This window comes from Ruegeria sp. O4 (genome assembly GCF_056535125.1).
Genome location: NZ_JBQERO010000016.1, coordinates 55,673 through 80,175, shown reverse-complemented (window position 1 = coordinate 80,175; position 24,503 = coordinate 55,673). Strand labels below are relative to the sequence as shown.

22 protein-coding genes are annotated in these 24,503 nt (G+C 58.4%); 15 read left to right on the top strand and 7 right to left on the bottom strand.

Annotated elements, in window-relative coordinates; translation table 11 throughout:
- The first annotated feature begins 90 nt into the window (after nucleotides 1-90).
- The 5 genes from ACR0J7_RS16140 (at nucleotide 91) to ACR0J7_RS16120 (ending at nucleotide 5,647) form a co-directional block, all read left to right on the top strand.
- A complete protein-coding gene (locus ACR0J7_RS16140; protein WP_480914915.1) occupies nucleotides 91-1,179 on the top strand; it encodes a tricarboxylate transporter in 1,089 nt (362 codons plus the stop codon).
- A gap of 74 nt (nucleotides 1,180-1,253) precedes the next feature.
- On the top strand, nucleotides 1,254-3,284 hold the full coding sequence (locus ACR0J7_RS16135) for a tripartite tricarboxylate transporter permease (RefSeq protein WP_480505563.1): 2,031 nt from the start codon (nucleotides 1,254-1,256) through the stop codon (nucleotides 3,282-3,284).
- A gap of 10 nt (nucleotides 3,285-3,294) precedes the next feature.
- Nucleotides 3,295-4,383 carry a 4-oxalomesaconate tautomerase gene (locus ACR0J7_RS16130; protein WP_480773495.1) on the top strand — a complete coding sequence of 363 codons (1,089 nt, stop codon included), beginning with the start codon at nucleotides 3,295-3,297 and terminating at the stop codon, nucleotides 4,381-4,383.
- Between the two features lie 50 nt (nucleotides 4,384-4,433).
- Nucleotides 4,434-4,670: a hypothetical protein gene (locus ACR0J7_RS16125; RefSeq protein WP_480914913.1), complete on the top strand. Its 237-nt coding sequence runs from the start codon at nucleotides 4,434-4,436 to the stop codon at nucleotides 4,668-4,670.
- The gene (locus ACR0J7_RS16120; RefSeq protein ID WP_480505569.1) at nucleotides 4,667-5,647 is read left to right on the top strand and encodes a D-2-hydroxyacid dehydrogenase family protein; all 981 of its coding nucleotides are present in this window, start codon (nucleotides 4,667-4,669) and stop codon (nucleotides 5,645-5,647) included. Before ACR0J7_RS16125 ends, ACR0J7_RS16120 begins: the two co-directional genes overlap by 4 nt.
- Here the strand turns inward: ACR0J7_RS16120 and ACR0J7_RS16115 are convergent.
- Nucleotides 5,616-6,680 carry an AbrB family transcriptional regulator gene (locus tag ACR0J7_RS16115; protein WP_480914911.1) on the bottom strand — a complete coding sequence of 355 codons (1,065 nt, stop codon included), beginning with the start codon at nucleotides 6,678-6,680 and terminating at the stop codon, nucleotides 5,616-5,618. The genes ACR0J7_RS16120 and ACR0J7_RS16115 overlap by 32 nt on opposite strands.
- A 78-nt stretch (nucleotides 6,681-6,758) precedes the next feature.
- Here ACR0J7_RS16115 and ACR0J7_RS16110 point away from each other — a divergent pair, with 78 nt between their 5' ends.
- Genes ACR0J7_RS16110 through tcuB form a run of 3 tightly spaced genes read left to right on the top strand, consistent with a single transcriptional unit; the run spans nucleotide 6,759 to nucleotide 9,914 of the window.
- Nucleotides 6,759-7,439, top strand: coding sequence for a GntR family transcriptional regulator (locus tag ACR0J7_RS16110; RefSeq protein WP_480914921.1), 681 nt, complete (start codon nucleotides 6,759-6,761; stop codon nucleotides 7,437-7,439).
- 11 nt (nucleotides 7,440-7,450) lie between these two features.
- Entirely contained in the window at nucleotides 7,451-8,845 is a 1,395-nt protein-coding gene (gene tcuA, locus ACR0J7_RS16105; protein ID WP_480898409.1) for an FAD-dependent tricarballylate dehydrogenase TcuA, read from the top strand.
- Complete coding sequence (gene tcuB, locus ACR0J7_RS16100; protein WP_480484173.1) at nucleotides 8,835-9,914, top strand: tricarballylate utilization 4Fe-4S protein TcuB; 1,080 nt, start codon at nucleotides 8,835-8,837, stop codon at nucleotides 9,912-9,914. The genes tcuA and tcuB overlap by 11 nt, the downstream gene beginning before the upstream one ends.
- 467 nt (nucleotides 9,915-10,381) lie before the next feature.
- Here the strand turns inward: tcuB and ACR0J7_RS16095 are convergent, their stop codons facing one another.
- Entirely contained in the window at nucleotides 10,382-11,389 is a 1,008-nt protein-coding gene (locus tag ACR0J7_RS16095; protein WP_480914910.1) for a helix-turn-helix transcriptional regulator, read from the bottom strand.
- An 87-nt stretch (nucleotides 11,390-11,476) separates the two neighbouring features.
- Between ACR0J7_RS16095 and ACR0J7_RS16090 the strand changes: the two genes are divergently transcribed.
- From ACR0J7_RS16090 to ACR0J7_RS16080, 3 genes are read left to right on the top strand one after another with little or no spacing between them, the layout of a single operon-like run.
- Nucleotides 11,477-12,544 (top strand): DUF1214 domain-containing protein, encoded by a 1,068-nt coding sequence (locus ACR0J7_RS16090; protein WP_480623897.1) that lies wholly within the window; start codon nucleotides 11,477-11,479, stop codon nucleotides 12,542-12,544.
- A gap of 16 nt (nucleotides 12,545-12,560) precedes the next feature.
- A complete protein-coding gene (locus ACR0J7_RS16085) occupies nucleotides 12,561-13,562 on the top strand; it encodes a DUF1214 domain-containing protein (RefSeq protein ID WP_480914908.1) in 1,002 nt (333 codons plus the stop codon).
- 55 nt (nucleotides 13,563-13,617) lie between these two features.
- Nucleotides 13,618-15,336 (top strand): alkaline phosphatase family protein, encoded by a 1,719-nt coding sequence (locus ACR0J7_RS16080; protein ID WP_480914906.1) that lies wholly within the window; start codon nucleotides 13,618-13,620, stop codon nucleotides 15,334-15,336.
- Nucleotides 15,337-15,685: 349 nt separating this feature from the next.
- Here ACR0J7_RS16080 and ACR0J7_RS16075 read toward each other — a convergent pair whose 3' ends face one another.
- Together ACR0J7_RS16075 and ACR0J7_RS16070 are read right to left on the bottom strand one after the other, a co-directional pair.
- Nucleotides 15,686-15,931: a hypothetical protein gene (locus ACR0J7_RS16075; protein ID WP_480914905.1), complete on the bottom strand. Its 246-nt coding sequence runs from the start codon at nucleotides 15,929-15,931 to the stop codon at nucleotides 15,686-15,688.
- A 381-nt stretch (nucleotides 15,932-16,312) separates the two neighbouring features.
- Nucleotides 16,313-16,945 (bottom strand): hypothetical protein, encoded by a 633-nt coding sequence (locus ACR0J7_RS16070; protein ID WP_480608156.1) that lies wholly within the window; start codon nucleotides 16,943-16,945, stop codon nucleotides 16,313-16,315.
- 806 nt (nucleotides 16,946-17,751) lie between these two features.
- On the opposite strand from ACR0J7_RS16070, the gene ACR0J7_RS16065 reads away from it, so the two are divergent.
- From ACR0J7_RS16065 to ACR0J7_RS16055, 3 genes are all read left to right on the top strand, one after another.
- Complete coding sequence (locus ACR0J7_RS16065; RefSeq protein ID WP_480914903.1) at nucleotides 17,752-18,147, top strand: GFA family protein; 396 nt, start codon at nucleotides 17,752-17,754, stop codon at nucleotides 18,145-18,147.
- 358 nt (nucleotides 18,148-18,505) lie between these two features.
- Nucleotides 18,506-18,709, top strand: a complete 204-nt coding sequence (locus tag ACR0J7_RS16060) for a hypothetical protein (protein WP_480484738.1) — start codon at nucleotides 18,506-18,508, stop codon at nucleotides 18,707-18,709.
- 32 nt (nucleotides 18,710-18,741) lie between these two features.
- A complete protein-coding gene (locus ACR0J7_RS16055; RefSeq protein ID WP_480914901.1) occupies nucleotides 18,742-19,701 on the top strand; it encodes an IS5 family transposase in 960 nt (319 codons plus the stop codon).
- A 53-nt stretch (nucleotides 19,702-19,754) separates the two neighbouring features.
- On the opposite strand, the gene ACR0J7_RS16050 is transcribed toward ACR0J7_RS16055, so the two are convergent.
- Together ACR0J7_RS16050 and cuyA are read right to left on the bottom strand one after the other, a co-directional pair.
- Nucleotides 19,755-20,741 carry a YeiH family protein gene (locus ACR0J7_RS16050; protein WP_480484736.1) on the bottom strand — a complete coding sequence of 329 codons (987 nt, stop codon included), beginning with the start codon at nucleotides 20,739-20,741 and terminating at the stop codon, nucleotides 19,755-19,757.
- 79 nt (nucleotides 20,742-20,820) lie between these two features.
- Nucleotides 20,821-21,837: a D-cysteate sulfo-lyase gene (gene cuyA, locus ACR0J7_RS16045; RefSeq protein WP_480484735.1), complete on the bottom strand. Its 1,017-nt coding sequence runs from the start codon at nucleotides 21,835-21,837 to the stop codon at nucleotides 20,821-20,823.
- Between the two features lie 121 nt (nucleotides 21,838-21,958).
- On the opposite strand from cuyA, the gene ACR0J7_RS16040 reads away from it, so the two are divergent.
- Nucleotides 21,959-22,855: a LysR family transcriptional regulator gene (locus ACR0J7_RS16040; RefSeq protein ID WP_480914899.1), complete on the top strand. Its 897-nt coding sequence runs from the start codon at nucleotides 21,959-21,961 to the stop codon at nucleotides 22,853-22,855.
- A 232-nt stretch (nucleotides 22,856-23,087) separates the two neighbouring features.
- Here the strand turns inward: ACR0J7_RS16040 and ACR0J7_RS16035 are convergent, their stop codons facing one another.
- A complete protein-coding gene (locus ACR0J7_RS16035; protein ID WP_480914897.1) occupies nucleotides 23,088-24,338 on the bottom strand; it encodes a dicarboxylate/amino acid:cation symporter in 1,251 nt (416 codons plus the stop codon).
- Nucleotides 24,339-24,503 lie beyond the last annotated feature (165 nt).

Here is a 24,503-nt window from a genome sequence, read left to right as displayed (position 1 = left end):
TGGGAGGGGGAATCAACCCCGCAGTTCTAATTGCAATCACGGTGGCGCGGAGGGCGCCGACGTGGTTGTCTGGTCAACAGGGAGGAACCAATGGCCATTTCCAACTTCACTCGTCGTGCCGTCGTGGGGCTGATCGCCGCTGCCGGATTCGCTGCACCTGCCGCTGCCGAGGTCGATTTCTCGGGCAAGACCATCGAATGGGTCATTCCGTTCTCGGAAACGGGCGGGTCGGCTAAATGGGCCAACTTCTTCGCGCCACTATTATCCGAGGCATTGCCCGGTCAGCCGACTGTGGTGGTCAAGTTCATGCCGGGCGCGGGATCAACCAAAGGCGCGAACTGGTTTCAGGAAAAAAGCCATGATGACGGTACCCTGTTGTTTGGCACGTCCGGGTCTACTCAGTTCCCGTATCTGCTGAGCGATCCCCGCGTACGCTATGAATACAACGATTGGATTCCGGTAATGGCATCTGGAACGGGTGGTGTTGCGTATCTGAACGCCGAGGACGGAGCCAAGTTTGACGGCTCTGCCAATGCGCTGAAGGACACCAATTTCATCTACGGCTCGCAGGGTGCAACCCGTTTGGACCTTGTGCCTCTGCTGGCCTGGCAGATGTTGGGTATGAATGTGGAACCGGTATTTGGGATCAAAGGCCGCGGGGATGGTCGGCTGATGTTTGAACGTGGTGAAGCCAATATCGATTACCAGACGTCCTCGGGCTATCTGGGTGGTTCGGTCCCGCTGGTCGAAGCCGGTCAGGCCGTTCCCATGATGACTTGGGGCGCATTGGATGCTGATGGCAATATCGTTCGTGACCCGACCTTCCCGGGCATTCCGAATTTCAAGGAGGTCTGCGAGGCCACCGATGGCTGCGAAACCAGTGGTGAGGCATGGGACGCATGGAAAGCCTTCTTCGTGGCAGGTTTCCCGGTTCAAAAGCTGGCCTTCCTGCCCGGTGACACGCCGCAAGAGGTCGTCGACGCCTATACCGCAGCGTTTCAAGCAGTGACCGAGCGGGGTGATTTTGCTGATATCTCCTCGAAGCACGTCGGCAAGTATCCGGTGTTCGTCGGCGACGGCTCGAAATCTGCTCTGCAGACGGCGACCAATGTGGATGACAATGCCAAGCAATACGTCCTGAACTGGCTGAAAGAGGCCTACGGCGTCGAGCTGAACTAAGCTGACACGTCGTCGCGCCCAACGAAGGGCGCGCGTTTCTCTACATACAAAACAGTTTATGAAAGGCGGCCGCTATGGAGGTTTTCGCCACCGCTCTACCTGCGCTTGGTGACGCGTGGGGTTTGATCCTGCAACCCATCGTTCTGGGGTATCTCATTCTCGGCGTCGTCATGGGGCTGGCTGTGGGCGTCTTTCCGGGGCTTGGCGGTATTGCCGGTCTGTCCCTGCTGTTGCCTTTCATGTTCGGAATGGACCCGATCCTTGGTCTGGCGCTGATGATCGGGATGGTCGCGGTGGTGCCGACCTCGGACACGTTTGCGTCCGTCTTGATGGGCATCCCCGGCAGTTCTGCTTCGCAGGCCACCGTGCTGGACGGCTTTCCGATGGCGAAAAAGGGCGAGGCTGCACGGGCCTTGTCAGCAGCCTTTTCCTCTTCCCTATTCGGAGGGCTCGTCGGCGCGACCTTCCTGACCATGTTCATACTTATCGCGCGACCCATCGTTCTGGCCTTCGGCCTGCCCGAGATGTTGATGATCACAATTCTCGGCCTGTCGATGGTCGCCATTTTGGCCGGGCGGATCCCGCTGAAAGGAGTCGCCGCCGCCGGTCTGGGCCTGATGGTTGGCACGATTGGTGAGGCGGATGCAGGCGGTTCGCTGCGCATGGCAACTTACGACATTCCTTATCTGACGGACGGTTTGAAGCTGGTCATCGTTGGCCTGGGTATCTTTGCGGTGCCCGAGATCGTATCGCTGCTGCGTCAAGATCGGTCGATTGCCAAGGGGGCCTCACTGGGCGCCGGTTGGCTGGACGGCATCAAAGACTGGTTCGCAAATATATGGCTGTCGGTGCGTTGTTCGATCATTGGCGTGATTGTTGGAGTCATTCCCGGCCTCGGCGGCTCGGTTGTCGACTGGATCGCCTACGGTCACTCGGTGCAATCCACCAAGGACAAGAGCAATTTCGGCAAAGGCGAAGTGCGCGGCGTCATCGGCCCGGAAAGCTCGAACAACGCCAAAGAGGGTGGAGGGCTGGTGCCAACTCTGCTGTTTGGCATCCCTGGTTCAGGCTCGATGGCGATCTTCATCGGCGCGGTGGCTTTGCTGGGGTCAGGCGATATCGAGGTCGGTCCGAGCATGCTCAAGGACAATCTCGACATCACCTATTCGATCGTCTGGCTGCTGGCGTTGGCCAACGTCGTCGGGACCATCCTGTGCATCGCGGCATCGGGCGGGATCGCCAAGCTGACCACGATCCGCTTCACCTATCTGGCGCCGTTCCTGTTCATGTTGATCAGCTTTGCGGCGTTCCAATCCGGCCAAAACTTCGAAGACTTGCTGGCCCTGTTCGTGATCGGCCTGATCGGCATCTTTTTACGCCGTTTCGACTGGTCGCGCCCGGCCTTCCTGATCGGTTTCGTTCTGTCGAACCCGGTTGAGAAGTTCACCAATCAGGCGTTCCAGATCGCCTCATTCCGGTTCCGCAAAAGCTTTGGCGAGGGGATGGAATATGTCTTCAGCCCTATCGTCATCGTGCTGATCGTGGTCACGGTTGTTTCGGTCATTCTGGGTATCCGGCAGGCCAAGATGATCATGGCCGAGGGTGATGTTCAGGCCGGTACCAAACGCGCGCCGCTTATCTTTCTGCTGGTGATCATGGCCTATCTGATCGTCGCATTGGTCAACGCCAACATGATCCCCGACTACAATATGACCGACAAGATCATCCCGCTGGTTATCGGCAGCGTCTCGCTATTCTGTTGCGTGATCCTTCTGATCCAGATGATGCGACGTCCCGAAGGCGACGTGATCTTTGCCGACAAGGAAATCGCCGGTGAAGACGCCAGCGCACCCCACGGTCTGTGGTCCACTCTGGCGTGGTTCGCCAGTTTGATCGCGGCCACGTGGGTGGTGGGCTTCATCCTCGCCCTGATAGGGTTCCTGATCGCCTTTCTCCGTATCCGCGCCGGGTCCAGCTGGCAGATGACTCTGATCCTGACCGCCTGCGGCATCGGGTTCATGTGCCTGATGGCGGGCGCTCTGAACCGCGATTTCCCGCCAGGTCTGTTGCAGGACATGGTCAGCCTGCCCTGGCCGTTGAAGTGAGGGGTTCAAAATGACTCAAACCGCAATCCCTTATATCTTGATGCGTGGCGGCACGTCGAAAGGCCCGTATTTCCGCCGCTCGGATTTGCCTGAGGATCTGGACGCGCTGGCCGAGGTGCTGATCGCCGCTCTTGGGTCCGGGCAGTCGCTGAACATCGACGGCATCGGCGGCGGCGCGGCGGTGACCACAAAGGTCGCGATGCTGTCGGTCAGCGAGGATGACTGGGCCGATATCGACTATTTCTTTGCGCAGGTCTCGGTCGAGGACAAGCTGGTCGATTTCAAACCGACTTGCGGCAACATCCTGTCCGGGGTTGCCCCTGCTGCCATCGAGATGGGCTTGTTCAAACCGCAGGGTGATGAAACTGAAGTTCGCATTCGGGCCGTCAACACTGGGGCTCGGGTCGTGGCCAAGGTGAATACACCCGGGGGCGAATTGACCTATGAGGGTGATGCGGAGATCGCCGGCGTTCCCGGTCATTCAGCGCCGGTGCAGTTGAGTTTCATGGGCGTGGTGGGCTCGGCCACCGGAGCGTTCCTGCCTACGGGCAACCTGCGCGATGCAGTTCAGGGCGTCGAACTGACCTTCATGGATGTCGCTATGCCGATGGCTATCGCCCGCGCCACAGACTTCGGATTGACGGGCTATGAGAGCGCCAAGGAACTTGACGCAAACCGCGCGTTCTTTGACCGGATGGAGGCCGTTAGGATCGAAGCAGGGCAGCGGATGGGTATGGGGGATGTGTCCAAATCGGTCACCCCTAAGTTCGGCCTTGTTGCTCCGGCCAGAGAGGGCGGAACGCTCGCAGTGCGGTATTTCATGCCGTGGAAAACCCACCCGACCATGGCGGTCACCGGCGCGCAATGCATGGCGTCTTGCGCTTTGACTCCCGGAACCGTCGCCGACGGTTTGCTGGATCGCCCCACGAACAGCCCGGCTGAAGTCGTTCTGGAACACGCCTCGGGCAATATCGACGTGTTGGTGGATTTTTCCACCACCGACGGGTTCACAGTGAACGCGGCGGGTTTGGTGCGGACCGCGCGCAAGTTGGCGGACGGGCATGTTTATGTGCCTGAGTCTGTTTGGAACAGGAGTTGATCAAGTGCAACCCAAATAGTATACTATTGTATACATAATGGGAGGACACGATGGACAACTACTCGGAATGCCTCGATATCGCGCGTCAGGAACTCATGTTGGCGCAGTCGGCCCTACGGCGGGACATCGCGGTCTATCCGACACCGATTGCTGGCTGCGATGAGCAGTTCAACCATCTGCTGGATCAAAGCGAACGGGTCCGCAATGCACTTGCCGCTCTCGACACATGTCATTTTGTGCCAACCCCAAGAAAGCTGAACACCGGGCAGGGTATAGAAAGCCGATGAAGGTCCACATTCTTGATGACTGGTTTGACACGCTGCGTGGCCTGCCTTGTTTTGAGAAACTCACCGGTCATGAGGTGACATTATGGACGGATCATGTCGAAGACACTGACACTCTGGCCGAACGACTGCATGACGCGGAGGTGCTTGTCCTGTTCCGCGAACGTACCAAAGTCACCCGCGCCTTGCTGGAGAAATTACCGAATCTGAAACTGATCAGCCAGCGCAGCGTTTATCCTCATGTCGATGTTGAGGCCTGCACAGATCACGACGTGCTGCTGTGCTCAAACATGCATGGCGGGACGCCGTCATATGCTGCAGCCGAACTTACTTGGGCGTTAATCATGGCCGGGATGCGGGATTTGCCCGCACAAATGGCCTCGGTCAAAGCAGGGCGCTGGCAGGCGGGCGTGGGCAAGACGCTGAGGGGGCGTCAGTTGGGGCTCTATGGCTATGGCCGCATTGCTCGCGCCATTGCAAGTTATGCCGAGGCCTTTGGGATGAATGTGGTCTGGTGGTCATCCGTAGAAGGCCGAGCGCGTGCGCAGGCGGATGGCGCGCAGGTCGCGCCCAGCCGTGAAGCGTTCTTTGGCAGCAGCGATGTTGTCTCGGTCCATGTGCGCTTGAAACCGGACACGCGCGGGATCGTCACCGCATCGGATTTCGCACAGATGCAGCCGGGGGCGCTGTTTGTAAACACCTCGCGGGCTGGGCTAATCGCGCCGGGTGCTTTGCTTGAGGCGCTGAACGTCGGTCGCCCCGGCAAAGCGGCAATTGATGTGTTTGATTCCGAGCCACTGATTGATTCGACCGACCCGCTTTTGTCACATCCCAACCTGATCGCGACCCCACATATCGGCTTTGTCACTGAAGACGAGTTCGACCTGCAATTCGCGGATATTTTCGATCAGGTGAACGCCTATGCCGAAGGCGCTCCGATCCACATGATCAACCCCGAGGTTTGGACCAGCGCAGAATAAGATTTGCGGCAATGGGCGCGCCGATGATCACCAGCACGATCCTTGTCAGATGGTGGGTGATTACAAAGCCCAGATCCGCGCCCGAGACGATGGCCAGCACCGTCATCTCTGCCTGCCCACCGGGCGCGAAGGCCAGAAACGCCTCGACAGGTTGGCCCAGTCCCAAGGTGGTGACAACGGCGGTGAAAGTGGCTGCCAGGACGGCAAGGACAATGACATAGGCGAAGCCCGCTGCCACTACCCGGCGTAGTTCGACCCATGTGACACCTACGAATTTCACACCAATTCCGCAGCCAATGAAAAACTGCGCTGCAAGGATGGCCTCGCGAGGCGGTCGGGTATGAATTAAGTCGCCCAGTGACAAGGCGGCCGTAAGGATCATTGGCCCCAGGATTGACGCCCCGAACAGGCCGATCCGCTCCCCGCCTTTCCAGCCGATAATGGCGGCCAGAACCATCAGCGCCAATTCATGTATTGGCAGGTTGTGCGCGGGCTCGCCAATCGGATTGGTGAGTTGGGCATCATAGAACACGGTGAGGAACAAGGGGGCCAACGTCACGATGATCAGCACGCGCGTACCGTGGATCAAGGACAAGGTACGCGGATTGGCCCCCGCCTCAGTGCCAAAGATGATCATGTCTTGCAAACCGCCCGGCATGGCTGCGTAGAAAGCCGTTGTGGAGTCAAAGCCCCAGAATTTGCGAAAGAATGGCACACCTACCAGCGCGATTAGCAGGATGAAGAACGGGATCAGCGCAATTGACGCGGCCATTTTTGGCAATTCAGCAAACAGAGCCGGCGTAATCGATGCCCCTACCGCCACGCCCAGTATAGTGCGGGCGGCAACCGAGACCTTTCCAAAGCCTTCCATCGGTGCGTGCGCAAGAGCTGCAATCAAACATGCGCTCATTGGCCCGAACAGAAAAGGTAGCGGCAGGTTTAGCGCCCAAAACACCCCAGTGCCCGACACCGCCAGGCCGAGCGTGACGGCCCGTTTCGTCAGAAGAGAGGGGGTATCGGTTTGGCTGTGCAAGGTAAGCGTTCCAGCTTCGTTGACTTATAATGTATCCATGTGTATACAACTGGACGCAAGATGACAAGAGAGCCTGCGATGACCCTTCAGGACGACCCGTTACAACCTGGCCCACAAGGCAATTCTGCGTATCAGCGCCTGCTGTGCGAGATTCGCGAGGGCACTCTTTTGCCCGGCGACCGGCTGCGCGAGATTGAGCTCTCGGAACGGTTGGGCGTCAGCCGTACCCCGGTGCGCGAGGCGATAAGGCAGTTGGAAGCCGACGGGCTGGTCACACATGTGCCACGGCAAGGTGCCACCGTGCGCAGTCTGGATTACGCCGAGGTCATGGAACTCTATGAGATGCGCGCCGTGCTTGAAGGGACAGCGGCCCGTCTGGCAGCCCGCGCGGCGTCTGATGTCGAACTGGACGAGCTTGAAGTTCTGAACGACCGGCTGGCCGAGGCGGGTACTGGCCCCGATGCGGCCCAAATCAACAAGATCTTTCACGAAACACTTCTGGATGCGGCCAAGAACCGATTTCTGGCAAAATCCATGTTGTCCTTGCAAAAGGCGCTGTTGATCCTGGGTCCCTCGCAATTGCTGGATAGCGACCGCGCCGAGGCCGCAGTGGCCGAGCATCGGCGCATCATGGCGGCTTTGAAAGCCCGCGATGGCGCAGCGGCCGAGACAGTGATGCGCGCGCATATTCAGGCTGCGCAGCGGATGCGCATCCGCGCGTTGCAGGACCGCGACCGCTCAATCGACGAAAGCCAGTAGGTAGACAGGATATGGCCACCCCAAAGGAAGCTTACAATATCGCTGTGATCGGTGGCGGCAATGCGGCTCTCTGCGCTGCGATGACTGCAGCCGAGGCAGGCGCCCGTGTTCTGATCCTTGAAACGGCGCCAAAACCTTATCGCGGCGGAAACTCACGCCATACGCGCAATTTTCGCTGCATGCATTCGGGCCCGTTGGGTCCGCTCGTCGAGGCGTATAGCGAAGACGAATACCTCTCGGATCTGCTGAAAGTCACCGGTGGAAAAACCGATGAACATCTTGCCCGGTTGGCGATCCGCACGTCGGAAGAATGCCTTCCCTGGATGCAAGAACACGGGGTCCGGTTTCAGCCGTCGCTTTCCGGCACATTGTCATTGGCACAGACCAATGCGTTTTTCATGGGGGGCGGCAAATCTCTGGTGAATGCCTATTACCGCACGGCGGCAGGTTTGGGTGTAGATGTGCTGTACGAAGCCGCCGTCACGCATTTGGAACTGAATGGTGATCGGATCGAGTGGGTCGACTATAGCTATGAAGGCCAGTCTCATCGCATCGCGCCCAAGGCGGTCATCGTTGCCTCCGGCGGCTTTCAGGCCGACACGGATTGGCTCACCCGAGCCTGGGGTGAACCTGCCAAGAACTTCCTGATCCGGGGAACGCCTTACAACCGAGGCGTTGTCCTGTCTGATCTACTGGACCAAGGAGTAGAAAGCGTTGGCGACCCGACCCAATGCCACGCCGTTGCCATCGACGGGCGCGCGCCGAAATTCGACGGCGGCATCGTCACCCGTCTGGACTGCGTTCCGTTTTCCATCGTCGTGAACAAACATGCCGAGCGGTTCTATGACGAGGGCGAAGACGTCTGGCCCAAACGCTACGCGATCTGGGGCCGTTTGGTGGCGGCGCAGCCGGATCAGGTGGGATATGCCATCATCGACGCCAAATCGCTGAACCTGTTCATGCCGTCCGTGTTCCCTCCGCTAAAGGCGGACACGTTGGACGAATTGGCCGGGATGATGGGCCTGCCCGCGGAGAAACTGAAAGCAACCGTCAGCGCATTCAACGCCGCCTGCGGTGACACCAGCGGGTTTCATCCGACCGAACTGGACGGGGTGGCGACCTCGGGCCTGATCCCGCCCAAGACCAACTGGGCGCGCCCAATTACCGAACCGCCGTTTTACGGCTACTCGATGCGGACCGGCGTGACCTTTACCTATCTTGGGTTGAAGGTTGACGAGACAGCCCAGTGCTCGACCCCAAGCGGCAAGATCAAAAACCTTTGGGCGGCCGGGGAAACGATGGCCGGGTCCATCCTTGGGCAAGGCTATCTGGCGGGCTTTGGCATGACCATCGGAACTGTCTTTGGACGCATCGCAGGACGAGAGGCCGCCGCTTATGCAAACTGATCTTATTCAGGAAGCCCGCCGCCAGGCCGAGATCTGCAACGCCTGCCGCTATTGCGAGGGTTATTGCTCGGTCTTCCCGTCGCTGCACGCAGAGCGCGCGTTCTCGGATGGGGACATCACGCAATTGGCCAACCTGTGCCACAACTGCCGGGGCTGTTACTACGCCTGTCAGTACACCGCCCCGCACGCGTTTGACCTGAACCTGCCCAAGGCGCTGGCTGAAGTGCGGCGAGACAGTTGGGAAAGCTTCGCCTGGCCGCAGCCGCTGGCACGCCGGTTCCACACCCATGGCGGAGCCATCGCCCTGGCGTTGGTGGTCGGATTTGCCCTGTTGTTCTGGGCGACCCGCGCCATCGGTTCCAGTGGAGGCGAAGGGTTTTATGCCGTCCTGTCCCACAACGCGATGGTCGCGATCTTTGCGCCTGCATTCCTGCTTCCTCTGTTCAGTATCGCCTTCAGCCTGAGGCGCTATTGGGCAGAGGTTGGTGGCAAACCGATCCAGATGTCTGATCTGACGGTTGCGCTCAAACGCGCGGGCAAGATGCAGGATCTGGCCGCAGGCCATGGCGAGGGTTGTAACTTCGAGGACGAAGACCGGTTCAGTCAGGGCCGACGTCACATCCACCACGCTGTTATGTATGGTTTTCTGCTGTGCTTTGCGTCGACCTCGGTGGCGACGATCATGCACTATGTCTTCGGAATGTACGCGCCTTACGGGTTCTGGTCGTTGCCGAAACTGTTCGGGATTTCCGGGGGGCTTCTGCTGACGGTGGGGTGCGGTGCGATGGCGCTGCTCAAGCTAAAGTCAGACCGAGACCTCGGCGATCCGTCGGCCTGGGGCGGGGATATCGGCTTCATCCTGTTGCTCGGGTTTGTGGGGCTCAGCGGGCTGGTTCTTTACGCCCTCGGTTCAACACCTCTGATGCCCGCACTGCTGGCCATCCACCTCGGATCGGTCCTGACCTTCTTCCTGCTGACGCCCTACACAAAAATGGCACACGGCTTCTATCGGCTTGCGGCGCTGGTCCGAGACGCACAACGAAAAAGAGATGCGTCCATGGTCCGTTAACAGCCCGTCGCGTCTGAGTGAGCAGAAAGAACATGCAATAGGATCAAATATGATTGTGAAGAACTCTGCGTTGCGGCACTTCGAGTGGCGGTCAACGTCCGGAATGGGCCGTCCATTGTAGGACCAACGGCAGCGACGCACGCTTCGCACGTATTTGGGCCGACCGCAGCAATTTGCACTCTGGGCTCTTCGCGGTCATTGGGTCAGTTGCAGCATTCTACCCATCGAGAACCACAAACCCAAACAGGGACGGCCCTTTGCGGCCCTTCTCCCCGCTTGCAGTCTCCGCAGTGCGGCGTCGCCGGACCTGCCATTCGCTGCGGCCGCACATTCTCAAGAACGGCAAATGCCGGCAGAGCGGACGAAGCGCAGGTCTGGGAAATTCGAAATTTTTTGGCAGACTTCGGGACGCCTTGGGTTTCCAGAAAATCCATCGTGTATATGCGAATGTGATCAGCGGCAACGACTCAAGTGTTTGTGTTTCGGTTTCCCCGGAAGCTCTTTGGTGAAGAGCCGGTCCACTCCCTGAACGCACGGCGAAAGCTTCTCGGCTCTTTGTATCCCAGCATTTCGGCGATCCGTTCGACCGGAATGTCCGATTTCTGAAGCATTTCGCGCGCCTGCTCCTCGATGAGCATAGAGCGGATTGTCCTGTATGCCGTCCCTTCCGCCCTAAGGGCCCTCTGAAGTGACCTGGGGCCGATCGCAAGATGGGCCGCAACTTTGCTCTCGGAAAGCACACTTGTCGGAAGATGAGCGCGCATGATTTGCAAAACCGCGCCTTCAATGGACTGAACCGGCTCAACCCCCATGAGCGCACCCAGGTCCCCCAATGTAATAGTCTTCCGAGACTGCAAGGGGTGCGGGTTTCGCGTGTCAAGGTCGCAAAGCCGAAGCGCGACGGACGGTGACTGGGCTCCCGTCCTAACAGGTGCGCCGAACAGATCTGCAAGCTTTGACTTGTCGTCACCATTGCCATCGGGAAGTTCAAACCAATCGGGCTGCCAGTCCGTGCCGAGGAAATGCCTGGCCACCTTGGAAATAACGAACAGCGCCCCTTCGTCGAGGTGTCGGTGGCCGACGACCGAGAAGCCTTTCGAGTCTCGTCCGACGACAACGTGCGTGTCAGTCTGTCGGATCACGATTTCAGAGCCAGGATGCGTCAGCGACAGCGCGCGTCGCCCGCGGTCAAGCGCAGATCGCAGATCCGGTGCGCCCAGCACGTAGTTCGCATAAGCTCCGTAAGCCAAGTAGTCGAAGGCCCAGCCAACCCTGGCACCCAGATGGCGATCGCTTATCATGCGGGCGACGGACTCCAGAATGACGGCCTCAGCAGCGTAGGAAACAAACCCGGTTCCTTCTGACAGCATCTTACGGTCGAGACCAGCCGTTCGGAGCGCACTCCCGACGACGTGTTTCGGGACGAAGCTGTCAAGAATGTCCACGACGTGCGCCAGTTCGATGATGTTGACCAACTTCTGTCTCATAGCGTCTCTTTGTCACAAAATGACCGGTCGCACTATGATAAAACGCCAGGAAAACGAAGACTTGAGGGGCGACTCATGAAAGGTAAACAGTTGGCAAACCGCATATTTTTGTTTCTTGCATTCCTGGCCGCGATCGTCTCTGGTCCCGCTCATGCCCAAAACTTCGACACCACAGTGGACCAACTTGCCGACAGCAGGGAAATCCCAGTCACGGTAGACAACTTTATCCGTGCCGCGACAGATATCGAGTTCGGCAAATATGTTGCCCTCGCTGGAGGGGTAAACAAGTTCTACCACTTCCGCGAAATGATGCCCGTCCATGCTCAGACCACCATCAGCGCGAACCGGGACACTCTCTATAGCGCCGCGATCATCAATATCAGCAAGGGCGCGACGGTCACCCTTCCGGATGTCGGCGACCGCTACATGTCGGCGATGGTCATCAACCAGGACCACTACCTGAACAAGGTCTTGCACGGTGGCGGCGCCTATACACTCGATATGGACACGTTTGACACGCCATATGTCGCCGTCTATCTGCGCGTCCTGCTGGATGCGACCGATTCCGCGGACCTGGCCGCCGTGCACGCGATCCAGGACCAGATGTCGATCGACGCTGCCTCGTCCAAACCCTTCATCGTCCCGCCCTATGACGAAGAGGACTATATAGGGCTCGTAAGGGCCGCCGTCGGTGTCGGCGCCTACCTTCCGGACAGTTTCCACATGTTCGGCAAGAAGGAGGATGTCGATCCAGTGCGGCATTTCATTGGGACGGCCGGTGGCTGGGGCGGATTGCCCGAGGATGAGGCACTTTATCTCGGGATCTCGCCGAACCTGCCGGTCGGGAAATACAAGATCGAAGTGCCGGCCGACGTGCCCGTCAAGGATTTCTGGTCGGTCAGCCTCTATGATGCAAACCGTTATTTCGCGCCGAACGCGATGGACGCCTATGTCATCAACTCCGTCAGCGGGACGTACAATGAGGACGGCTCGATGACCGTGCATCTGGGCGGCTGCGAGGACGGGCGCGTGAATTGCCTGCCGCTTGTCGAGGGGTGGCAATACACCGTGCGGCTCTATCGTGCAGCGCCGGAAGTGCTGGATGGAAGCTGGGTCTTCCCGGGTGTCGAGCCCGCGAACTGACAGAAAGGACAGAAAAATGAAACACCTTCTCCTTGCCGCTTCCCTCTGCGCACCCGCACCAGTTCTCGCCGAAGATATCACGATCCGGAACCTCATGCGCGCCGAGAGCGATACGATGTTCCGGCTCACTATGAAGAACAACGGAACAGGTGTCGGCGAGATCGCCCATGAGCGCGAGGTAACCTCCGCCGACAAGCCGCAGCCAGTCATCCGGCCCAACCAGGACACCTTGTATTCGTCCGCCCTCATCGATCTGTCCGAGCCGGTGACGGTGACGCTGCCGGAGGGCGACGGACGGTTCCAGTCGGTGCTGGTGATCAGCCAGGACCACTACAACTTTGCCTATGCCGAACCCGGTGCATACGAGCTGACCGAGGACGAGGTCGGGACCCGCTTCGCGATGCTCCTGTTCCGCACCTTCATCGACGCGGGCGATCCCGACGATACGGCGCGCGCCCATGCGGTGCAGGACGGAATTCGCCTCGAAGGCGGCGGAACCGGCCCCTTCGAGGCTCCGGACTGGGATCTCGACGCCCTTGCCGCTGCACGGAAGGCGATCAGCGACCTCGCCGCTGCCGTCGGCCTCGATGCCAGCATCGCCTTCGGCCGTCGCGACGAGGTGGACCCGCTTGGCCATCTGATCGGGATGGCGGGCTGGGCAGGGCAACCGGCCACGACGGCCAGTGCTTTTGTCGACGCCGTCGACAAGAATGACGGTGAGACCCCCCACGCCGTAACGCTTCAGGACGTGCCGGTGGACGCGTTTTGGTCGATCACCGTTTACGACGCTGACGGCTTCCTCGCGCCCAACGATCTAGGGCGGAACAGCTACAACAACACCTCCGCCACGCCGAACGCAGATGGCTCCTATACCATTCACTTTGGGGCCTGCGAGGACGGGCGTATCAACTGCATCCCCGTCACGTCGGGTTGGAACTACACGGTCCGGCTCTATGAGCCGCGCGCCGAGGTTCTTGATGGCAGTTGGGTGTTCCCGGATATACTGCCCGTAAACTGATAACGCCACGGCCCGCGCACCGCGTGGGCCGACCGACGAGAGGAAGGAGCCTTCGATGTTGGTAAAACAGCCTATCCAAATGGCCAGTTGCATCTTGTTCCTGGCGTTTTCCTTGGCGAACGCTGCAGTCGCCGAGGACAAGCCGCGCCTCATTCTCCAGATCACTGTGGATCAACTGCGCGGCGACCTGCCATTTCGCCACTACGACCAATTCGGGCCGGGCGGCTTCCGCTATCTGATGGATCAGGGCGTCTATTTCGACAACGCCCACCATGCGCACGCCAACACCGAAACCGTCGTCGGCCACACCACGCTGGCCACCGGCGCCAATCCGGCGGCCCATGGCATGGTCGGCAACCTCTGGTACGACCGCGCCACCGGGCGCACCATCTACAATGTCGAGGACGCCGACTATCCACTCCTCACCCAGGGTGCCGATGTCAACCCCGAGACCGAGGTCGACCCCACCCAGCTTGCCGCCAGTTCCGATGGCCGCTCGCCCCGTGCCATCCTGACCACCACCTTTTCCGATGAACTCACCATCGCCACCCAGGGCCGCGCCAAGGTCTTTGGCGTCTCGGTCAAGGATCGCGGCGCCGTCTCAATGGCAGGCCACACGGGCAAAGCGTTCTGGTTCTCCAAATCCGCCGGCGAATTCGTCACCTCCAGCTACTACTATGACAGCTACCCCTCTTGGGTGACCGACTGGAACGCCAAGGATTTCCTGCAGAATTACCTTAACACCTCTTGGGAGCTGACCCATCCCATCGACAGCTACCTCTTCGGTGACCGCGACGATCAGGCATGGGAAACCGACCTTGCCGGGTTCGGACGCACCTTTCCGCACCCCTATTCCACCATCGACCCGCTGTCGTGGAAGAACGACCCCTATTTCGCCACGCTTCTCACCTTCAGCCCCGCCGGGGACGAGATTACCGCCGATTTCGCCAAGACCCTGATCACAGCCGAGGGGCTGGGCCAGGATGATATCACCGATTACCTGTCGGTCAGCTTTTCGGCGACCGACTATGTCGGCCACGGCTTCGGACCCTCCAGCCTGGAGGCCGAGGAAAACCTGCTCCGGCTCGACCGCACCCTGACCGATCTCTTCGCCTTTATCGACGCCGAGATCGGGCTCGAGAACACCCTGATCGCGCTGTCCGCCGATCACGGCACGCCCGAGGCGCCGGGATACCTGGCCGAGCTGGGAGAGATGGGCGGCTACGTCAACCCCGAGCACTGGGCGACCCAGCCCGCCGCCGATCGCATCCGCGCGCGCTTTGGCCTTAGCGATCCGCTGATAGCGGGCTATGACCACCCCTACCTCACCCTCTCGGAAGAGGTGCACAGTCGCGACGACATCGACCTTGTCGCGCTGGAAACCGCCATCGCCGAAGAACTGTCGGCCTTCGAAGGTATCGCCTTCGCTGTGCCTTCGTCCCGCATTCGTACGGGCGCCCTGCCCGACAATGCGCTGATGCGCGCCGTGGCCAACAACTACAACCCCGACCGCTCGGGCGACATCTATCTGGTGACCAGCCCCGGCTGGTTCATCAACGATTTCGACGGTCTCTCGGTCACAGTCACCCACGGCTCGCCCTGGCGTTATGACACCCACGTGCCCATAGCTTTTGCCGGTTTCAGCCTCGCGCCACAGCGGGTCTCGCGTCGAGTGCATACAGTCGATCTGGCGCTGACGCTTGCCGCGGTCGCAGATACGCGCCCACCCGACGGCGCCGCAGGAGAAGTGTTGGGGGAAGTCGTCGGGTACTAGGCGCCTCGCGGTAATGCAAAGCGGAGACAGTAACTGGGTCGGATTGAATGTCGGCTTCCAGCTTTTCGCGCTGACAGGTTCGCGGTAGCAGAGATGGACCGCTTTCCGGTTTTAAAGCGGGCAAAGGCGATGCTACGCTGTGTGAAGCAAGGCACTTGGGTTTGTCGGTGGTGTGGGGATGACCTGCCCGACTATCGCAGGACTGAAGCGCGGTATTGCTCTGAGGGGTGTAGAAAACGGTCAGCGAGGGCGCGCAGGAAAGTCAGGAAAAGCACTCAGGAAGTGTAAAGATCCAATGGATATCTGGTTTGGTTTCGGCACTAGCCACACTAAGATTACCCTAAGGTTTCTACTCTTTCCCCATGAAGCCCAACGCGCCTTCGTTGTTCAAAATCTCAATTGCTGTATCAAGGGCCGCTTGGTCCGAATTGAACTTGTCGTCCCAGACATAACTGGCGTCTTCATGGTCCACCACTTCCAACATCCATTTGTCCTGGTTGTCCAAGCGGTAGATTTCGATTTCAAACCGATACCCGTCTAAAAGCACAGCCTTGCACCTGTCTGACATCACCAGCTTCGGTTCATCTACATTCATGTCCGTGCCATCCTGACTATAAGCTCTGTGGTTTGGCGGACTTGCGACAGCCTGTGGGTTTCCGTCCGTTTCCAGAATATGCTGTAACACCGCATGCCCGACAATTCCAAGCGCGCAGAGTTTCCTTGTCCTGCGCGGTTTTTCTCTTCCAACGGCACGAGACTTTCTCTTTGGTTGCTCCGAATACGCGGAGCATCAATCGCAAGGTAAAATACAGTAGGATGACGCCCAGAAGTATTCCGGCGATGAGCCAAAAATCAGGGCCGCTACTCTGCACTGAAATAGACTTCAAACCGCCTCCAGAAGGACACTTACAACCAGCCAGATTTCCCCATAACTTGGCCGGTATCGATAATGCGTCATCCCCAAACTCGTACCCCTTTAGTGAATGGAAACAACCTTACATTTACTCAGCCCGAAGCGGCGCGTGAGCTTTGCTGCCTTCAACGCCTTTACCAAACGGGCGCTGAAAAACAGGCTCCACGCTAGGCATGGATCAACCCACAAATCGGGCCCCTCCAAGGCTATGTCTGCAACAACAAAGTCGAAGTCTTTGGGCTTCATACCCCGTTTGATCCAAGTATCTGGTTTGTTACCCAAAGGTTTGACCATATTCGACCGATCCGGAACAAACGCCGTTTTCTGTTCGCCAAGGGCGAGTGTAAAATACTCACCTTCAACTGGTGTCACACGGTCGTGTTGGCAAACGTTCAAAGGATAGATTTTCGTTTTTCCCAACTCTGCTTCGCGAAGTACATCCGCTACCGCGCGAGATATGACGGGACCAGCAGGCCCGTTGAATATGTCGGGAAGTGCCTTGAGCTTTTTATACGGGTACAACCCAAATATCATATCCGGAAAGGCGTCACGGGATTGGACTATCCCGGCTTTGTTTCTTTCTGTAACTGCACCTGCGGTCGGCAAGTCATTTAAAGCCTGCTCGGAGGTAATGGGCTTCATCAACGTTGGGTCATACATGACCTGGCTAAACCAGACGCCTTCATTCTCTTCCACTAATCGCCCATTCTCAAAATCGCAAACTGGATCAAAAGATAGTATTTAAACAAATCAAAGGACAACGAGTATATCCGGCAGTGGTGGTGCGACGCGCCGAACTCGTACCCCCTCATTGAAATCATAATCCCCATCAAGGCGCGCCGCTCCGCACTGATATTTGCGGAGAGTGTTCAAATTGCGTCCATGAGATGAAAAGTGCGTTGGCGCTCCGGCACTCGGAAAGTGCAGTTCAATACTTTGGCGGTTCGATGAAGTACTCGTGGGGCGGCGCGCCGAACTCAACAACCCCCTCAAATCCAGATGGAAAAACTGGAACGTTCTAAAATCAACACGCGCCACCCACGGACAGAGGATCGCATTGCGGCAAAATTGTGTCCACATCTCGTTTTGAAACTCACTGTTCGCTCATTGGAAACAAACTTTTTCGGTGAAGTTTGCAGTGTTACGGGAATCCCCCAATTTCGGGCAGCATGCAAACTGGGTAGTTTGGGATCAGAATAACGACTTACCCCCTCGTGACGAAGATAGGGGCTGGCCTCGACCCCCTCAGCCAGCCCTTATTCCTTTTCTGGCCACCCCGGCAGATTTTTTGGAGCAGGAACGTCATTCCGAACCAGCCAGTCACGCATCGCCGCCCAGTGGTCCTGTGACCCAGCTGCGTATCTCTGTGAATGTAAATCGGCTAACTGCTGTTCAAGGGAAGGCCACAAGTGTAGCTTGACCCAAGCGGCGATCCGCACCTGGGCCAAAGCACATGGGTCGGTCGTCATGATGCCGTCAGTTCCGAGAGCGGGGATTGATACATGCTGAAAGGAACGTGCCACTGCGGCGAAGTTGGCTGGACTCTCGATGCTGTGCCAAAGTCGGTCACGGCCTGCAATTGCACAATCTGTCGGCGTTACGGTGCCCTTTGGGCCTACGGGCACATTGGCTATGACATTCAAACTACCGGGAAAACAAGTACATATCTGCGTCGCGATAGCGGGGATATCCATTTCCACTTCTGCGCCAATTGCGGGTGTGTGACGCACTACGTTGCGTGTTTCTCGGACGAAAACGGCCGCAAACTGTCCGCGGTTAATGTTCGAATGTCTGATCCTTCACCAATCAGTGAGATTCCAATCCGTCACTTCGAGGGGCACGACAGCTTTCGAGAACTTCCTCGTGACAGCCGAACTGTAAAGGACATGTGGTTTTGACGTGCTTCTAGGCAGCGGACTTTGGAGCGACTGCTGCGAAGGCCCTTTTCGTCGTCGTCCCGCAGGGCGGATGATATGCAAATCGTTCGCCGCGGCGAGAGTGAGAAGTCAGTTCCGTTGACCTGAATGCTCCACCCTTTGGGCTTTTCATTCATCCGTGCCGACATCAGAGGCAACGCAGTATTAGCTGTCGCACGGCGAGATGATACATCGGGGACGACCCATTGCTGACCTTCACCATTCCTAACAGATGCTGCAGTGCGCCCACCAAAGCGGATGAGGTGGGTGGCTCATGCTCCACCGGCATCGAATGTGCCAAAGTGCAGTTATCAACGACTGCTAGGAAAGGAGCCACCCAATGACAGTAAAGACCGTCGGCCTCGATTTGGCCAAGGACGTTTTTCAAGTGCACGGCATTTCTGAGAGCGGCCGGGTTATTTTCAACAAGCCGATCAAGCGCGCGAAGCTACTGGCCTTTTTTGAGACGCTTCCGCCCTGCGTCGTAGGCATGGATGCCTGCGGTTCATCCGACCGTGTTGCACGGATCGTTTCATCGGCGTAGCCAGTTGCTTGATTTAATGACGGGATGGCGGGATGCCTTTCAAGCACAACGCGACGCGGCGGGACAAGTTTGAGAAGGCCAAGTACCGGGTCACGAACTGGCCTGAGTACAACGAGGCGCTTCGCCAGCGTGGTGATGTTACGGTCTGGTTCAGCGAGGATGCGGTATCCGGGTGGTGCGCCCCAAGGTCGGGGAAACGTGGTGGTCAGCGGCAGTATTCTGACCTGGCGATTGAGACCTGCCTGACCCTGCGCGCCGTCTTCGGCCTGCCGCTTCGGCAAACGCAAGGGTTTGTACGAAGCCTACTACGGCTCATGCAGATCGACGTTCCCGTTTCGGATTTTTCCACGCTCTGCCGGCGCGCACAATTGCTTCGGATCACACCGAACACCCGGCCCACGAACGGCCCAGTGACGCTGATCGTAGACAGCACAGGGCTTCGCGTTCACAGCGGTCGAGACTGGATGCAGAAGAAACACGGGTTACCGAAGGCCCGTAAAACATGGTGCAAACTGCGCATCGGCTTCGTTCCCGAGAGCGCGGAGCTTATGGCCTCCTGCCTGACAACCGAGCACATCGGAGACGCCGGCGCACTGCCCGAATTGCTGGCTGATGTGGCAGGTCCTGTTCATCGTATCATCGGCGACGGCGCCTATGATGGTGCGCCGACCACAGCGACGATCCGGCAGGCGTTGGGATCGGATGTCGAACTGATCGTACCGCCGCCGAAGAATGCCGTCCCAGGGGATTGCAAAACACGCAACGCCCATATCGACATGATCGCCAAGGGAGGTCGTATGGCCTGGAAGAAGGCCACTGGCTATGGCCAAAGATCACGCGGCGAGGCCCAGATCGGGCGCTACAAACAGGTCATCGGACCGGAGCTGCGCAGCCGCAAAATGGAGAGTCAGACAACCGAAACCAAGATCGCTGTCAAAGCTCTCAACCGCATGACCCATCTCGGTCGTGCGACCTATGAACGTGTCGCATAACGAACCGGGGAAAGGGGCAAATGCGGCCCAGCCGCTATTCGTGCAACACAGTCTTAAAAGCCAAAGCCCATGACAAATGCCACGGCAATCGCAAGAAGGAAGAGGGTTTCGACGACAAGAATAAGGCCATAGCTGGGCTTGACGCGCAGAATGGTGGCAAGGCTGGTTTTCACCCCAAGGGCAGAAATCGCGATGACCAGACACCAGCCGGACAGGGTGGCGATTGCATCGGTGATCACCTGCGGCACCAGCCCGGTATTTGTCAAAATCGCCAGCGCGACAAACATGACAAGGAACCACGGCAGGATGATCTTCTGGGATTGTGCGCCGCGAAAGCTCGCCATGACCACAATCATCACCACCGGCAACAAGGCCACGCGCACCATCTTGACGAAGGTCGCAATCACCCCCGCCTCGTCACTGATCGAATATCCGGCACCAACAACCTGGGCCACATCGTGAATGGTCGCCCCGATCAGAAATCCGCTTTCCAGATCGCTCATCCCCAGGGCCGCAAACAAGACCGGATAGGCAATCATTGCGATGGTTGACAGGGCGGTGACGCCGATCACAACAAACAGCGTATCCTGTTCGCGGTCATCTTTCGCGGGCAGAACCGAGGTGATGGCAAGGGCGGCCGAGGCCCCGCAGATCGCCACAGACCCGCCCGCCAACAGGCCAAAGGCCAGTTTGCGACCGAAGAGAAAGGACAGGATTGCCCCGCAGGCCAGTGTTGCCATGACAAAGCCGACAACCGCGCCCACCGCGCCCAGCCCGACACTTTCCACATCCCCAATGCTTAGATGCAGGCCCAACAGGCCGACCCCGAATCGCAACAGCGTTTTGGCGGAAAACTCCAGCCCCGGGGTGAATTTCTGATCGTCATAAAGAAAGTGGAACGCCATGCCGATCAGCAGTGCAAACAGCATCGCAGGCGCGCCGTAATGTTCGGACAGAAAGGTCGCGGCGGCGGCAATCACGCACACCAGAAGAATGCCACCAAAGTGGGTGTCCCAGCGGGACCTGATCAGCGACACCATGGTTCGCTCCTGACTGCGGGAATGTGAAATTGGCGCGCGCAGCCTGTGTCAGGCCGCACACACCTGGTACTGTCTGGCGTCAGCCGACCCAGCGATTGCTGTGATCAAAGGCCGCGTCGTAACCAAAGAGCGCGACCGACCCGCCAGTGTGCAGGAAGACGACACGTTCGCCTTTCTTGAAGTGACCTTTGCGGATCAGATCAATGAAACCCGCGGCCCCCTTGGCGGAATAGACCGGGTCGAGAAGGATCGATTCCAGCTCGGCAAACATCTGGATCGCCTCGATGCCGCTGTCGGTCGGGATGCCATAACCTTCGCCGACGTAATCGGTGTTGGCGACCACATCTTCGCGCTGCACGACACCGGCACAGCCCAGCTTTTCGGCGGTGGCACAGGCGAGGTTATAGACGTTTTCTTCCTGTTTCGGTTTGGGCGCACGTACGCCGATGCCCAGAAGAGGAATCTGTGCGTTCATTGCTTTCAAACCCACAATCAGACCGGCCTGCGTGCCTGCGCTGCCGGTGGCGTGAACGATGTGGTCGAGCTTCAACCCGCGATCATTGGCTTGCGCCAGCATCTCAAACGCGCAGTTCACATAGCCCAGCGCACCGGTCGGGTTCGACCCGCCCCCGGGGATGGTGTACACTTTTTTGCCATCTGCGCGCAGCTTGTCGGCAGCCGCTTCCATCTCGGCATTCATGTCCAGACCACCGGGGCGCTTTTCGGTGGTGGCGCCATGCAGATGGTCCAGCAGAACATTGCCGTTGTAATTGTAGTTGTGGTTGGTGGAGCCGGTGCGATCCTCCAAAAGGATGTGGCACTCCATGCCCAGTTTCGCCGCAAAAGCAGCCGTTTGGCGCGCGTGGTTTGATTGGGTTGCCCCCTGGGTCATCACCATCTCTGCGCCCTGCAACTCGGCCTCGGCCATCAGGAATTCCAGCTTGCGGGTCTTGTTGCCGCCGGTGGACAGGCCGGTGCAATCGTCACGTTTGATCCAGATTTCCGGGCCGCCGAGCTCTGCGGTCAGACGGTCCAGGCGCTCAAGCGGGGTGGGCAGGTGGGCGATGAAGCGGCGGGGGTAACGGGAGAGATGCATCGGAAAACTCCTAAATTGGTTTTCTCGCATTTTATGGAGGTCATTCCCACTATTCTAATTCGAAATATGCGCTATAAAATGCACATCTTGCATAATATCAGTGTGCCGCTATGGTGACATCATGCAGTTGGATTGGATTGATGACATCCTGGCGGTGATCGACACGGGGTCCCTGACACGGGCGGCAGAGCGGCGGTTTCTGACCCAATCGGCGTTCACGCGGCGCGTGCGATTGATCGAAGAGCGCATCGGTGCACCCCTGTTTGACCGGTCCTGCAAGCCGGTCACCATCCTGCCCGGCGTGCAGGCGACGGAACCAGAACTGCGAGAGCTTGGCGCGCGGCTGCGTCGCCTGCAACACGACTTGAAAGCGGCCGCAGAGGGCGCAAAGCGGGATGTGACTTTTGTGTGCCAGCACGCCATCACCACCACAATCTCGCCGTGGGTGGTGCGGCAACTGACCCAATCGCAGGACATTTCCGTGCGGGTGCGATCCGGAAATCGGGACAATTGCCTGATGCTGCTTTTGTCCGGCGAGGCCGATTTCGCAATGACATATGAACGCCCGGAGGCCCCCGGCCCTGCGGTGCCACAGGCGTTTGAAATGCGGCGGCTGGGCGGCGATACATTGGTGCCGGTGGCGTCACCCGATCTTGCGCTCCACGTTGATGACCCCGAGATCCCGTTCATCTCATATCCCCCAGATGTTTTCCTGGGGCGCCTGTTCAGCCAAAGCATTCTGCCCCTGTTGCCCGAAGGCGTGATGCTGTCCCCAAAGGCGGAAACTGCACTGACGCTTGCCGCCTGTGAATACGCGCTGGATGGCATTGGGGTGGCGTGGTTGCCGCTGACCCTGGTCAAGCAGCATTTAACCGAAGGGCGGCTGCGGCGGTTACATGACCTGCCGCATCAGGATCTGGGCATCATGCTGATCCGCCTCTCTGATCAACAGGGCGAGGGGACCGCGCAAATCTGGTCTGATCTGACAAATATTCCCGAACCGTCCGTGGGACTATAGCGCGTTCCAGACCTGCTCGCCGGTTTTGTCCAGACGCTCAAGCGAGCAGAACAAGGACAGGGTCAGCGTGGCCGGCCAATTTTCCCCGCCAACCTGTGTCATTACCGGGGATCAACTTAATTGAATTTACGCGTTGGGATAAGGGCGGAGGGTGACGGCATTAACCAGGCGACGTCCTGAGCAGAAAAACGACCGCCCTTTTCGGGGCGGCCGCTGTGATGTGCTTTGTCACTTACGCCCGCGAAACGTCGGGTGATTTTAGCACATGGGGCGTATCGTAGGCATCCAGATCCAGTTGATCTTCGGATTTCGCAATAATAACGGTGCAGGCTGCGTCGCCCGTAATGTTGAGCGATGTACGTGCCATGTCGAGAATGCGGTCGATGCCTGCGATGATGGCAACACCTTCCAAAGGCAGGCCAACCGAGCTCAGAACAAGCGACAGCATCACCAGCCCGGCACCCGGCACACCAGCGGTGCCGATGGAGGCAAGTGTCGACGTCAGAATGATTGTGACATATTCCGACATGCCCAGCTCTATCCCAAAGGCCTGTGCCACGAAAAGAGCCGCAACGCCTTGGTACATGGCGGTTCCGTCCATGTTGATTGTCGCGCCAAGCGGCAGCGTAAAGCTTGCAACCGACCGGTTCACGCCAAGGTTCTGCTGAACCGCCGTCATCGTGACCGGCAGTGTCCCCGAAGAGGAGGTGCTGGTGAAGGCCACGATCTGCGGCTCGATGATGCCTTGGAAGAAGCGAATTGGGTTCAAGCGCGCAAAGATCGAAACAAGCCCGCCATAAACAATGACGGCATGCAGAACGCAACCAATATAGAGCGCAGCAATCACGGTTCCCAAAGGCAACAGGAGATCCAGACCATAGGTTCCGGCGACCCAGGCCATCAGTGCAAACACACCATATGGTGCAAAACTGATCACAATCTCAGTCAGCTTCAAGATGACGGAATTTAGGGCTTCAAAGAAATCCCTGACCGGCTTTCCAGCGTCACCCACCAGGTTGATGGCCAGACCGAACATAATCGCAAAGAAAATGATCTGAAGCACGTTGCCATCCGCGGCAGCGGCGATTGGGTTTTTGGGAACGATCCCGATAAGTTGCTGGATGAAAGGCGGAGATGCTTTGGGTTCCATTGCGGCTGCGGTGCTCAGATCAATTCCTGCGCCGGGTTGCAACAGCAGGCCCAAAGCGAGTCCAATCGTGATCGCGAATGCAGTTGTGCCCAGATAGAATACAATCGACTTCAGGCCAATTCGCCCCATGCGGGCCATGTCGCTGACCGATGTCATACCGCAAACGAGCGATACGAAGATCAACGGGACAATCAGCATTTTGATAAGCGACAGGAACAGGGTTCCAATGTTCTTGATCATGCCCGCAATTGCTGCGTTTCCGGTTGCGTTCAGCAACACGCCCGTAACCACCCCAAGAACAAGCGCGATCACGATTTGCTTCCAAAGAAGCATATTCCTCCAAGGTGCCATAAACCCTGTTTTGCGACTGGTATTCATCAATAGGTCCTCCCTTTCCATGGCAGTCAGTTGGAATGAGCTGCCAGCAGTCGCCGCAAGGTAACACTGTCGTGCTGGTCATGGTCGCGCAAATAGAGAAACGGCGTTGCAATATTTGCA